The sequence below is a fragment of the Humibacillus xanthopallidus genome, from assembly GCF_006716675.1.
GTDB lineage: Bacteria > Actinomycetota > Actinomycetes > Actinomycetales > Dermatophilaceae > Humibacillus > Humibacillus xanthopallidus_B.
On sequence record NZ_VFPM01000004.1, the window covers coordinates 166,988 to 179,555 of the forward strand.

General features: G+C 71.5%; 11 protein-coding genes. 5 read left to right on the top strand and 6 right to left on the bottom strand.

From position 1 onward, the window contains the following. Nucleotides 1–43 precede the first annotated feature (43 nt). Nucleotides 44–1,516 carry a sucrose phosphorylase gene (gene gtfA, locus FBY41_RS20365; RefSeq protein ID WP_141846614.1) on the top strand — a complete coding sequence of 491 codons (1,473 nt, stop codon included), beginning with the start codon at nucleotides 44–46 and terminating at the stop codon, nucleotides 1,514–1,516. A 13-nt stretch (nucleotides 1,517–1,529) separates the two neighbouring features. Here gtfA and FBY41_RS20370 read toward each other — a convergent pair whose 3' ends face one another. Genes FBY41_RS20370 through FBY41_RS20390 form a run of 6 tightly spaced genes read right to left on the bottom strand, consistent with a single transcriptional unit; the run spans nucleotide 1,530 to nucleotide 6,889 of the window. Next, nucleotides 1,530–2,381 (bottom strand): FAD-dependent monooxygenase, encoded by an 852-nt coding sequence (locus tag FBY41_RS20370; protein WP_221629373.1) that lies wholly within the window; start codon nucleotides 2,379–2,381, stop codon nucleotides 1,530–1,532. Continuing rightward, nucleotides 2,378–2,767: an FAD-dependent oxidoreductase gene (locus tag FBY41_RS23680; protein ID WP_221629374.1), complete on the bottom strand. Its 390-nt coding sequence runs from the start codon at nucleotides 2,765–2,767 to the stop codon at nucleotides 2,378–2,380. The genes FBY41_RS20370 and FBY41_RS23680 overlap by 4 nt, the downstream gene beginning before the upstream one ends. A gap of 27 nt (nucleotides 2,768–2,794) precedes the next feature. Beyond that, complete coding sequence (locus FBY41_RS20375; RefSeq protein WP_141846616.1) at nucleotides 2,795–3,505, bottom strand: maleylpyruvate isomerase family mycothiol-dependent enzyme; 711 nt, start codon at nucleotides 3,503–3,505, stop codon at nucleotides 2,795–2,797. Then, nucleotides 3,505–4,347, bottom strand: a complete 843-nt coding sequence (locus tag FBY41_RS20380; protein ID WP_141846618.1) for a fumarylacetoacetate hydrolase family protein — start codon at nucleotides 4,345–4,347, stop codon at nucleotides 3,505–3,507. Before FBY41_RS20380 ends, FBY41_RS20375 begins: the two co-directional genes overlap by 1 nt. After that, entirely contained in the window at nucleotides 4,344–5,504 is a 1,161-nt protein-coding gene (locus FBY41_RS20385; RefSeq protein ID WP_141846620.1) for a cupin domain-containing protein, read from the bottom strand. Before FBY41_RS20385 ends, FBY41_RS20380 begins: the two co-directional genes overlap by 4 nt. 26 nt (nucleotides 5,505–5,530) lie before the next feature. After that, nucleotides 5,531–6,889 carry an MFS transporter gene (locus FBY41_RS20390; protein WP_141846622.1) on the bottom strand — a complete coding sequence of 453 codons (1,359 nt, stop codon included), beginning with the start codon at nucleotides 6,887–6,889 and terminating at the stop codon, nucleotides 5,531–5,533. A 60-nt stretch (nucleotides 6,890–6,949) separates the two neighbouring features. On the opposite strand from FBY41_RS20390, the gene FBY41_RS20395 reads away from it, so the two are divergent. The 4 genes from FBY41_RS20395 to fdh all read left to right on the top strand — a co-directional run bounded on the left by FBY41_RS20395 (nucleotide 6,950) and on the right by fdh (nucleotide 12,566). Next, the gene (locus FBY41_RS20395) at nucleotides 6,950–7,741 is read left to right on the top strand and encodes an IclR family transcriptional regulator (protein WP_141846624.1); all 792 of its coding nucleotides are present in this window, start codon (nucleotides 6,950–6,952) and stop codon (nucleotides 7,739–7,741) included. Between the two features lie 112 nt (nucleotides 7,742–7,853). Further along, nucleotides 7,854–8,291 (top strand): universal stress protein, encoded by a 438-nt coding sequence (locus FBY41_RS20400; protein WP_141846626.1) that lies wholly within the window; start codon nucleotides 7,854–7,856, stop codon nucleotides 8,289–8,291. A 63-nt stretch (nucleotides 8,292–8,354) separates the two neighbouring features. Next, a complete protein-coding gene (locus tag FBY41_RS20405; RefSeq protein ID WP_141846628.1) occupies nucleotides 8,355–9,113 on the top strand; it encodes a polysaccharide deacetylase family protein in 759 nt (252 codons plus the stop codon). 117 nt (nucleotides 9,114–9,230) lie between these two features. After that, the gene (gene fdh, locus FBY41_RS20415; RefSeq protein WP_260439945.1) at nucleotides 9,231–12,566 is read left to right on the top strand and encodes a formate dehydrogenase; all 3,336 of its coding nucleotides are present in this window, start codon (nucleotides 9,231–9,233) and stop codon (nucleotides 12,564–12,566) included. Nucleotides 12,567–12,568: the final 2 nt, after the last annotated feature.

Consider the following 12,568-nt stretch of genomic DNA (forward strand, 5'->3'; position numbering starts at 1 on the left):
CCGGATGCGCCAGAGTGGTGTGACCGCGGACGAGGAGGACGCTGTGGCCGACCGAGTGGAGCTCATCACCTACGCCGATCGTCTCGGCGGCGACCTGCCGGGTCTGGCCCACCTGCTGGCGACCCGGTTCGCGGGCCTCTTCGGTGGGGTCCACGTGCTGCCCTTCTTCCGGCCCTTCGACGGGGCAGACGCCGGGTTCGACCCGGCCGACCACACCGAGGTCGACGCGCGGCTGGGCACGTGGGACGACATCGCGGCCCTCGCCCAGGCCCACGACCTCACGGTCGATGTCATCGTCAACCACGTGTCCTCGTCCTCACCGCAGTTCCTCGACTGGCTGGCCCACGGGTCGGATTCGGAGTGGGACGGGATGTTCCTCACCTTCGCCGGCGCCTTCCCCGACGGGGCGACCGAGGACGTGCTCATGCGGCTCTACCGTCCGCGGCCAGGCCTGCCCTTCACGCCCTACACCCTCGCGGACGGGACGAAGCGCCTCCTCTGGACGACGTTCACGAGCCAGCAGGTCGACATCGACGTCCGTCATCCGACGACCCGGGCCTACCTGCGGGGCGTCATCGCGCGGATCGCCGCGGCCGGTGTGCGCAGGGTGCGGCTCGACGCGGTGGGCTACGCGGTCAAGACCCCCGGCCTCACGTCCTTCATGACAGCGGAGACGTTCAGGTTCATCGACGACGTCACCGCGTGGTGTCACGAGCAGGACCTCGAGGTCCTCGTCGAGGTGCACTCGTACTACCGGCGTCAGATCGAGATCGCGCGGCAGGTCGACCGCGTCTACGACTTCGCCCTGCCGCCCCTCGTGCTCCACGCGCTGCTCGCCCACGATGCCGATCCGCTGCTCGCGTGGATGGCGATCCGGCCGACGAACGCCATCACCGTGCTCGACACCCACGACGGTATCGGGGTCGTCGACGTCGGCGCGGACGGCACCGACCGGTCACGGCCGGGCCTGCTCGGGCCCGACCAGCTCGATGCCCTCGTCGAGTCGATCCACGACGCGTCGGGCGGCACCTCCCGGCTCGCCACGGGCGCGGCGGCGTCGAACGTCGACCTCTACCAGGTCAACTGCACCTTCTACGACGCGCTCGGGCGCTCCGACGACCGCTACCTCCTGGCACGGGCGTTGCAGTTCTGGACGCCGGGCACCCCGCAGGTCTACTACGTGGGCCTTCTCGCCGGCACCAACGACATCGAGCTGCTGAACCGCACCACGGTCGGCCGCGACGTCAACCGCCACCACTACACATCGGCCGAGATCGACGAGAGCCTGACCCGACCCGTCGTGCAGGCACTCCTCCGGCTCATCCGTTTCCGCAACGCGCACCCGGCCTTCGGCGGGGACTGCGTCGTCGACGGAGGTGGCTCCGCCGTGACGATGACGTGGACCTCGGGCGCAGACCTGGCCCGCCTCGAGGCCGACGTCGCCACCGGCGCCGCGACCGTGACGTGGACGGCCGATGGCACCCAGCTCACGGCTCCGCTGGACGGGCTGCCCTAGAGTCGGCCTGATCTCAGTCGGCGCCGAACATGGCGGGCTCCTGCTCGGGGGTGAGTGCGGTCGGGCCGTAGAGCCAGTCGACGAAGGCGTAGTCGTGCACGTCGCGCGAGCGCATGACCTCGTTGCGCCACAGCCGCTGGTCGCCCACGTGGTGCCACAGCTCGCCCCAGGCGCGGGCGGTCGTGAGGACCCGGCGGCAGTGCTCGGGACGCACCGCGTCGTAGGCCGCGAGGGCAGCGTCCCAGTCGAGCGTGTCCGCCGACGCACCCGCCGCGAGCTGCGAGCCGACGTGCTCCGACAGGACGTAGGCGTCCTCCATCGCCATGACGGCTCCCTGGGCGAGGTACTGCAGAGGTGCGTGCGCGGAGTCGCCCGAGAGCGCGATGCGCCCGGTCACCCAGGTCGGGATCGGCTCGCGGTCGAACATCCGCCACCAGCGGTCGCGCCACATGAGCGGCAGCCCGGCTCGCACCTCCTCGCACGTGTCGGCAAAGGCGTCGTCGAGCTCGTCCGGAGTGCCCCAGTCCTCTTCTCCGGCAAGGGCCTTGGGTGACTCGAAGACCGCGACCTGGTTGAACATCTCGCCGCCGCGCAGCGGGTACTGCACGAAGTGGCACTTGGGGCCGACGTAGACGACGACGTCACGCATCGAGACGCCGAGCGCCTCGACCTGCGCGGCCGGCACGGCCCCGCGATAGGCGACGTACGACGAGCTGACCGGCTCGTCGTCGACGAGGAGCGGCCGTGCGACAGAGCGGATCCCGTCTGCCGCGATGACCACGGCGGCCGTCTCGCGGCCACCGGCGTGGATGGCGCTGGCCCGACCGTCCGCCTGGTCGTAGCCCGTCACGGCGACGTCCGTCACGAGGTCGACCCCGCCCCTTGGCAGGCCCGCAGGAGCGCCCCGTGCAGGTCGCTGCGGTGGATGACCAGGTAGGGCGCGCCATACCTCGCCTCGACGTCCTTGAGGTCGAGTCGGGTGAGCTCGGAGCCGTCGACCGCGTCCTTCATGACGATGTTCTCGGGAAGGACGCCGAGGCTCCTCACCTCGTCGAGCAGGCCCCAGTGCTCGAGGATCCGGGTGCAGTTCGGGGCGATCTGCAGCCCCGCACCGACCTCGCCGAACTCGGCCGCGCGCTCGAGGACGCGCACGCGCAGGCCCTTCTGGGTGAGGGCGAGGGCGTTGGCGAGACCGCCGATGCCGCCGCCGACGACGATGACGTCGACGGTGTCCTTGGTGTGAGTGGTCATGACACGTCCTTTCGGGAGAAACCGCGGTCAGAGCCAGCGGGGGAGGGTGGGGACGCCGCCGTCGGCGTGCAGCTCGTCGGCCGGTCGGCCGCTGAGGTATGCCGTGAGCTGCGCCAGCGGGCCACGGACGGTCGTCGGGTGGCCGGCTCCCGCGACGGCCCACGTGCGGTCGTCGTCGAGAGGTGCGAGCACGAGGGCGGGCCCGTCGGCGCCTGCGGCGCGCTTCGCGGCGATGTCGTCGAGGAGCGCCGCGTCGAAGGCTGCCGGCAGGTCTGCGAAGGTGACTGCACCGCGGAGGTCGACGGCGTGCACCATGACCTCGCGCGACCTCATCCACGGGATCTCCGTCGCGGGGACGGTGCGACCCTGCGCGGTGCGGACCTGGCTGGACCACTGCTCGGGCGTCAGGGCGTCGAGCGAGTCCGCGAGCCGAGCCGCCGACGAGACCGCCCAGTGGCGCAGCTGGGTCGCGGGCTGCCGCGACCCAGCCTCGATGTCGGCGCCCCGCCGCTCGGGGGAGGAGTACATCGGGGTCTCCTCGCCGGTGCGGGCCCAGTGCGCGAGGTTGCCCAGCGCGTCGGCGTTGGCCGCCACGTGGGCGACGAGGTGCCGTCCGGTCCATCCGGGCAGGGGGCCCGGCGCGCCGAGCGTCGCGTCGTCGACGCTCTCGAGCGCCTTGAGGAAGAGCTCGGTGCCCTCGCGCATCCAGGTGAGGGACTGCTCGTGCGAGGGGGACATCAGTCGCGCCCGTCGTCGACGACGACGTTCTCGCAGCGGCCGAGACCCTCCACCTCGGTGACGACCTTCTGGCCGGCCGTGAGGTAGCGGGCGGGCTTGCGGGCGTGCCCGACCCCGCCGGGGGTCCCGGAGGCGATGAGGTCGCCGGGCTGGAGCGTGATCATCGTCGAGATGTACTCGACGAGCGCGACGGGGTCGAAGAGCAGGTCGCCCGTGGTGTCGTCCTGCACGACCTCGCCGTCGACCTCCGTGCGGATCGCGAGGGTGGGGCGCACCCCGCCGGGCAGCTCGTCCGGCGTCACGAGCCAGGGGCCGACCGGAGTCGTCGCCTCCCAGTTCTTGCCCTGGAGCCACTCCTTGGTGCGGAACTGCCAGTCACGGGCGGTGATGTCGTTGAGCGTCGCGAAGCCGGCGATCGCCGCCTCGGCCTCGGCGGTGGTCGCCCGTCGCACGGGCGCGCCGATGACGACGGCGAGCTCACACTCCCAGTCGAGCGCGTCGGTCTCGACGGGTCGCCGGATGTCGTCGTTCGCGCCGATGAGCGTCTCGGCGTACTTGCTGAAGAGCGTCGGGAACTGCGGCAGGTCGCGGCCCATCTCGAGGATGTGGGTGCGGTAGTTGAGCCCGACGCAGACGACCTTCCCGGGCCTGGTCACGACGGGGGCGTATGCCGCCCCGCCGAGGTCCACCGTCGGGCCGGCTGCCGCCTCGGCGCGCTCGCGCCAGCTCGGCTGGGCCAGAAGCGAACCCACGTCCGTGGTGCCCAGCCGGGTTGCGGTCGTGCCGTCGACGCGGACCGCCTCGGTCGTGCCCTCGGCGTTGCGGAGGGTGGCGAGCTTCATCGGGAGAGTCCTTCGTGCAGTGCGGAGACAGAGGTGCGGGCGAGGTTCAGCGCCTCGAAGATCGGCGAGTCGCTGAAGCGGAAGAGGTCGAGGGCGCCGGAGTCCGAGTCGGAGGCGGACGCCTCGGAGCGGACCGACAGCGGCTGCCACGACGGCACGACGAAGAGGTCGCCCCGGCTGACGCTCCACGTCGTGTCACCGACGGTCACGGTGCCGGAGCCGTCGAAGACCTGGTAGACGGACGAGCCGACCTCCTTGCGCGGCGCGGTCTCGGCCCCGCTGCGCACGCGGTGGAACTCCGTGCGGATGGTCGGCAGGACGTCACCCCCGTTCGTGGGGTTGGTGAAGCGGACCGCGGCGTGCCCCGGCTCGACGGTGGCGGCATACCCCTCGTCCTCGAGGTCGAGCTGCTCCTGGAGTGCGAGGTCGGTGTCGGCCCACCGGTAGGCGAGCAGGGGGCTCGCCGGCAGCGGGCCGGGGACGGAGACGGGCCGCAGGCCGGGGTGGCCCCAGAGGCGCTGCGAGCGCGAGCGCTCGGGGGTGGCCCGCTCCGCGTCGGAGATCTCGTCACGGCCGAACTCGAAGAACTGGGACTCCGTGTAGTACTGGAAGGGGATGTCGAGCCCGTCGATCCACGCCATCGGCTTCGCGGCCGCGTTGTGGTGGGCGTGGAGGTTCCAGCCGGCCTGCGGCAGGAAGTCGCCGCGCGTCATCGGCACGGGGTCCTGGCCGACGACGGTCCACACGCCCTCGCCCTCGACGACGAAGCGGAACGCGTTCTGCGTGTGGCGGTGCTCCGGGGCGTCCTCGCCGGGCATGAGGTACTGGATCGCGGCCCAGAGCGTCGGGGTCGCGAACGGCCGGCCGCCGAGCGACGGGTTGGCGAGGGCGATGGCGCGGCGCTCGCCGCCCCGGCCGACGGGCACGAGGTGGCCGGCGCGGTCGGCGAGGTCGAGCAGCGTCTGCCACTGCCAACGGTGGGGGGTCGCCTTGCTCTGCGGGTGCGCCGGCATGAGGTCGCCGATCTCGGTCCAGAGCGGCACGAGGAGCTCGTCCTCGAAGCCGCGGTAGAGCGCCTCGAGCTCGGGGCTGGGGGTGGGCTGGTCGGCGGAGTCGACGGCCTCGATCCGCACGGGTGAGGGGGGTGCCTGGGTCATGGTCGTTCCTTTCGAGGTCTGGGCGTTCAGTGGACGAGGACGTCGGCGACGGGCCGCGCCGAGACGGCTGGCTTGGTGACGACCGCGGTGATGCCGAGCAGCACCGGGGCGAGCCCGGCCGCGACGGAGAAGGCGAGGAAGTTGCTGCCGACACCGAGCCCGGCGTCGAGGAGCAGTCCGCCGACCTGGGGTGCGAGCACGGCACCGAGCCGGCCGACGCCGAGCGCAAAGCCGAGCGACGTGCCGCGCAGGGTGGGCGGGTAGTGGCTCGCGACCGCGGCGATGATGAGGCACTGCGTGCCGTGGGTGCCTACGCCGGCGAGGATGAGCGCGGCATAGATCGGGGTGGCGTCGCTCGGGTAGGTGAGCAGGAAGGCGAGGGCGACGCACGCGACGGCCGCCGCGACGACAGCGCTGCGCAGGGGGCCGAAGCGCACTCCCGCCCAGGCGGTGACGACGGAGCCGAGCACCGCGCCGAGGTTGAGGGCGAGGAGGAAGGCGAGCGGCTGGCCCATGTCGAAGCGGGGGTCGGAGCCCATGAGCTTCGGCAGCCACGTGCCGAGGCCGTACCACGCGAAGAGGGTCGCGACGGTGGCGGCGGCGAAGAGGATGGTGGGGCGCAGGAACCGCCCGCGCAGGATGGTGCGGAAGCCGGGCGCGTGCTGCTCGCCCGCGTGGTCGGCCGGGTCGTGCACGAGGCCGAACTGCGCCTCGATCGCCTTGCCCTCGGCCACTCGCCCATGCGCCCGCAGCCACGTCGGCGACTCGGGGAGCAGGAGGTAGCAGAGCGGGAGGAGGACGAGCACGGCGACGAAGGCGACGGCATACATCGAGCGCCAGCCGTAGGTGGGCAGCAGCCAGAGGCCGAGGACCGCGGCGATGGATCCGCCGATCGGCACGCCCGACATCATCATCGTCGAGACGGCCGAGCGGTGCTTGCGCGAGACGAACTCCGCGGTGAGGGCGTTCGCCGACGGCACGAGGCCGCCGAGGCCGAGGCCCGCGAGGAAGCGGAAGCCGCCGAAGATCTCGGCGCTCGGGGCGAAGGCGCAGAGGGCGGTGAAGGCCGAGAACCACAGCGTGGCCCAGAGGATCGTGCGGCGGCGGCCGAGCCGGTCGGAGAGCAGGCCCGCGCCGAGGGCGCCGACGAGCATGCCGGCGAAGGCCAGGCTGCCGATGAACCCGGCGGTGGTCGGGGTGAGGTCCCAGCCCTTCTCCTTGAGGAGGCTGGGCAGGGTCGTTCCGTAGACGATGAGGTCATAGCCGTCGAAGACGACGATGAGCCAGCAGAGGAGCGTGACGAGCCAGGCGGGCCGGGCAGAGCGGCCGGGGCGCAGGCTGGGGGCGGCCTGGGGCCGGTTCTGGGTGGGGGGCGTCGTTGCCATGAGGACGACTGTGGACTAGGTTCGCCATGACGGAACAGAAGATTCTGCTATGAGGAACCGATGGCCCAGGACCGCGCCCAGAAGAACCGCCCGCACTACGCCCTCGCGAGCGTCGACCACGCGCTGCGCCTTGCCGTCATGCTCCAGGTCGAGGGTCCGCTCAGCGTCTCCGACGCGGCCGAGCGCCTCGGCGTCGCCCGCTCGACGGCGCACCGGCTGCTCTCGATGCTCGTCTACCGCGACTTCGCGCGGCAGGGGGAGGACCGCCGGTACCACGCCGGCCCGGTCATCTCGCTGACCGCCGACTCCCAGTCGCGCACGGCCCTGCTGCGCACGGTCGCGTTGCCGCACCTGCACGCGCTCGTCGGGCGTCTCGGCGAGTCGGCCAACCTGCTCGTCCTCGCCGGCGACTACGCCCGATTCATCGGCTCCGTCGAGAGCAGCCAGGCGCTGCGCGTGGGCAACCGCGAGGGCATGGTCTTCCCGGCTCACCTCACCTCGGGCGGCAAGCTCATCCTCGCCGACCTCACCCCCGCCGAGCGCGAGGAGCTGTATGCCGCCCAACGCTGGGACGGGCGTGAGGGCGAGAGGCCCGACCCGGCGGCCCTCGAGCAGGAGCTCGCTGTCGTGCGCGACCGCGGCTTCGCGATCAACAAGGACCGCACCGAGACGGGTGTCACGGCGGTCGGCCGGGGCGTGCGGGTCGGCGACCGGGTGGGCGCGGCGGTCACGGTCTCGATGCCGACGGTCCGCTTCGACGAGTCCCGGCTCGTCGACATCGTCAGCGCGCTGGCCCTCGCCTCGCGCGACATCGAGCACGACCTGCAGGCCGCGCTGCGCGTCGAGGCCTGAGCCGGACGGCATACGCCCGAGCGGGGCCACGGGACCAAAGCCCCTGCCTGGGCGCTGCCCCCGGCGACACGATGGGGGGAGACGTGAGACCGCGACGGAGGCTGGGCCAGACATGAGCGAGCAGGGTGCGAGCGCGGGGCGGATCGTCGTCGGGGTCGACGGGTCGGAGTCGTCGAAGCAAGCCCTGCGCTGGGCCGCGCGGCTAGCCACCGGCGACGGCAGCCGCATCGAGGCGATCACCGCGTGGGAGTACCCGCAGGCCTACAGCTCGCCGGTCGACCCGAACTGGCGCCCGGACCTCGACGCCCAGGTGATCCTCGACGACACGTTGCGCGAGGTGTTCGGGGACGACCGTCCGGCCGCGCTCGTCCCGATCGTGCGCCACGGTCCGCCCCGGACGGTCCTCATCGAGGCCAGTGCCGGCGCCGACCTCCTCGTCGTCGGCAGCCGGGGTCACGGCGGCTTCGCGGGCCTGCTGCTCGGCTCGGTCAGCTCGGCCTGCTCGGAGCACGCGCACTGCCCGGTGCTCGTCCTGCACGACAAGGCCTGAGCGTTCCCTGACACACCGGCGAGGCGGCGCCGTGTCGGCGGGCAGCGCACCTACCGTGGGCAGGTGGACCGTCGACTGTTCCTCACGTCCGTGGCCGCCCTGGTGGCCACGGGGCTGTCGGCGTGCAGCAGCGATGCGACGGCAGGCACGGCGAAGGCCGCCGACACCCGGCCCTTCAAGGCGCCCCAGGGCATCACCAAGGTGCCGCTGCCGCACGGCACCCTCTACCGCCTGCCCGGCAAGACGAACCACGTCGCCCTCACCGTCGACGACGGCACCAACCCCGCGGTCATCGAGGGCTACGCGAAGCTGTGCCGCGACACGGGCCTGCGGGTCACCTTCTTCTGCAACGGGGTCAACCGCGGCTGGACCGAACACGCCGGGCTGCTGCGTCCGCTCCACGACGACAACCAGGTCTTCCTCGCCAACCACACGTGGAGCCACCCCAACCTCGTCAAGCTGTCGTCCCGCAAGATCAGCGACCAGGTCCACCGCAACGAGACGTTCCTCAAGAACACCTACGGCACCCTCGGGCGGCCCTTCATGCGCCCGCCCTACGGCTTCACGAACGCACGCGTGAAGGCCCAGCTCGCCGACCTCGGCTACCCGGCGGTGACGATGTGGCTCGGCAGCCTCGGCGACTCGTCTTCCATCCCGCCGGCCGAGATCGTCGCCAACGCCGAGGAGTGGATGACCGCGGGGCGCATCGTCATCGGTCACGCCAACCACCGCGGCGTCCTCAAGGCCTACGGCCAGCTCGTCGAGATCATCCGCAGCCGGGCGCTCGTGCCGGTGCACCTCGGTGACGTCTACGCGGTGTAGGGGTCGACGCGGTGCCGGTGTGAGGGGGCATGCCAGTGGGTATGCGCTTTGTGGCGATTCCCAGACAGACCTGATTGGTTGGTTGTCACAACCCGTCCAGCGCAGGAAGGTGCACCGGTGGATCCGAAGAAGACGCTCCTGTCGTGGCCCGTCGTCCGGCAGCTCCGCTCCGGTGACTTCCTCGGCCGCGGGCCGGCGGTGACCTCGGCGCGCACCCGCGAGCTCGAGCCTCGCACGTCGACGGCCGACAAGGTCGTCCAGAGCGTCTGCCCCTACTGTGCCGTCGGGTGCGGCCAGCGCATCTTCGTCAAGGACGACCGGGTCGTCCAGATCGAGGGCGACCCTGACTCGCCGGTCTCGCGAGGGCGCCTCTGCCCCAAGGGATCTGCGAGCGAGCAGCTCGTCAACAACCCCGGCCGCCAGCGCAAGGCGCTCTACCGTCGCCCGGGCGGTGCCGACTGGGAGCCGATCGAGCTGTCCACCGCCGTCGAGATGATCGCCCAGCGCTTCGTCGAGTCGCGGCGGCGCACGTGGCAGGACCACGACGAGCACGGGCGTCCGCTCCGCCGCACGATGGGCATCGCCTCCCTCGGCGGGGCGACGCTCGACAATGAGGAGAACTACCTCATCAAGAAGCTCTTCACCGCCGCGGGAGCGATCCAGATCGAGAACCAAGCGCGTATTTGACACTCCTCCACGGTCCCCAGTCTGGGGTCCTCGTTCGGGCGCGGCGGCGCTACGCAGTACGTGCAGGACCTGTCCAACGCCGACTGCATCGTCATCCAGGGATCGAACATGGCCGAGTGCCATCCGGTCGCCTACCAGTGGGTGACGGAGGCGCGCCTCAAGGGCGCCCGGGTCATCCACATCGACCCGCGCTTCACGCGCACCTCGGCGACCGCCGACAAGCACATCCCGATCCGCGCCGGCAGCGATGTCGTGCTGCTCGGCGCCCTCATCAACCACATCCTCAGCAACGAGCTCTACTTCAGGGAGTACGTCGTCGCGTACACCAACGCCGCGACGCTCGTGAGCGAGAAGTTCCAGGACACCGAGGACCTCGACGGCCTCTTCTCGGGCTATGACGACGAGCTGGGCAGCTACAAGCCGGACTCGTGGGCCTACGCGAGCAACGACGGCGAGGGCGAGTCGCCCGGCACCATCGGCGGCCCGGCCGCCGTCCACGAGCACGGCCAGTCGCAGTCCGAGCGGTCGGCCGGCGACCAGCACGGTTCCGGGGGCCCGGCGCTCGAGCACGCCCGGGTGCTGCGCGACGAGACGCTGCAGGACCCGAACACCGTCTTCCAGATCCTCAAGCGCCACTACTCCCGCTACACGCCCGAGATGGTGGCCGAGACGTGCGGCATCAGCGTCGACGACTTCGACTACCTCGCCCGGTCGGTGACGGAGAACAGCGGCCGCGAGCGAACGACGGCGTTCGTCTATGCGGTGGGCTGGACCCAGCACACCCTCGGGGCGCAGTTCATCCGCACGGCCGCGATCGTCCAGCTGCTCCTCGGCAACATGGGGCGCCCGGGCGGCGGCATCATGGCGCTGCGCGGTCACGCGAGCATCCAGGGCTCGACCGACATCCCGACGCTCTACAACATCCTCCCGGGCTACCTCGCGATGCCCGTGGCGGGCCTGCACGACACGTGGGACGACTACCTCGGCGCGATCGGCAACAAGGAGCAGAAGGGCTTCTGGGCCAACGCCGACACGTATGCCGTCAGCCTGCTCAAGGCGTGGTGGGGCACGTCCGCGACCGCCGAGAACAACTGGCGCTTCGACTACCTGCCGCGCCTCTCCGGAGCCCACGGCACCTACCAGACGACGATGGCGATGCTCGACGGCCAGGTCGAGGGCTACTTCCTCCTCGGGCAGAACCCTGCCGTCGGGTCGGCACACGGGCGGATGCAGCGGCAGGCCATGGCGCACCTCAAGTGGCTCGTCGTGCGCGACTTCAACATGATCGAGTCCGCCACCTTCTGGAAGGACGGTCCCGAGATCGCCTCGGGCGAGCTCGTCACCGAGGACATCGAGACCGAGGTCTTCTTCCTCCCGGCTGCCGCGCACACCGAGAAGAGCGGCTCGTTCACGCAGACCCAGCGGATGCTCCAGTGGCACCACCAAGCGGTGCAGCCTCCGGGTGACTGCCAGAGCGAGCTGCAGTTCTTCTTCGAGCTCGGTCGGCGTGTGCGCGAGCTGCTGGCCGACTCGACCGACGAGCGGGACCGCCCGCTGCTCGACCTCACGTGGGACTACCCCACCGACGAGCACGGCGACCCGGACGCCGAGGCGGTGCTCGCCGAGATCAACGGCCGTCACCTCGCCGGCGACAAGGCAGGTCAGCCCCTGTCGGCCTACACCGAGATGAAGGCCGACGGCTCCACCGACGGCGGATGCTGGATCTACACCGGTGTCTACGCGGACGGCGTCAACCACGCCGCGAACCGCAAGCCCGGCCGCGAGCAGGACCTGACTGCCCTCGAGTGGGGCTGGGCATGGCCGGCCAACCGGCGCATCCTCTACAACCGCGCCTCGGCCGACCCCGACGGCAAGCCGTGGAGCGAGCGCAAGAGGTACGTCTGGTGGGACGAGGACCAGGGCCGGTGGACCGGCCACGACGTGCCGGACTTCGTTCCCGACAAGGCGCCGGGCTACCGGCCGGAGCCGGGCACCGGCGGCCCCGCAGGGCTCGCGGGCGACGACCCCTTCGTCATGCAGGCCGACGGCAAGGGCTGGCTCTTCACGCCCAAGGGCATGCTGGACGGCCCCCTGCCCACCCACTACGAGCCGCAGGAGTCACCCGTCCGCAACCCGCTCTACGGGCAGCAGTCCAACCCGGCCCGCAAGGTCTTCCCGCGCAAGGACAACCTGTGGAGCCCGTCCGGTGACGAGCCGGGTGCGGATGTCTACCCGTTCGTGTTCACGACCTACCGGCTGACGGAGCACCACACCGCCGGGGGCATGAGCCGCTGGCTGCCCTACCTCTCGGAGCTGCAGCCGGAGTTCTTCTGCGAGGTCTCGCCCGAGCTCGCCGCAGAGCGAGGCCTCGAGAACGGCGGCTGGGCGACGATCGTGTCGGGCCGCGCGGCCATCGAGGCACGCGTCATGGTGACCGAGCGCATGACCCCGCTGCGCATCGCGGGGCGCACGATCCACCAGGTCGGGCTGCCCTACCACTGGGGCGTCGGCCGCGACGCCGTCGTAAGCGGGGATGCCGCCAACGACCTGCTGGGGGTCGCGCTCGACCCCAACGTGCAGATCCAGGAGAGCAAGGCCGGCTCGTGCGACATCGTGCCCGGCAGGCGCCCCACCGGTGAGGCGCTGCTGCGGTTCGTCGCCGAGTACCAGTCACGCGCCGGCAGCACCGTCATGACGGGCAACGAGCTGCGCACCGGCCACCCGGAGTCCAGCCCGGCGTCGGTTCCAGACACGAGAGAGGACTGAGG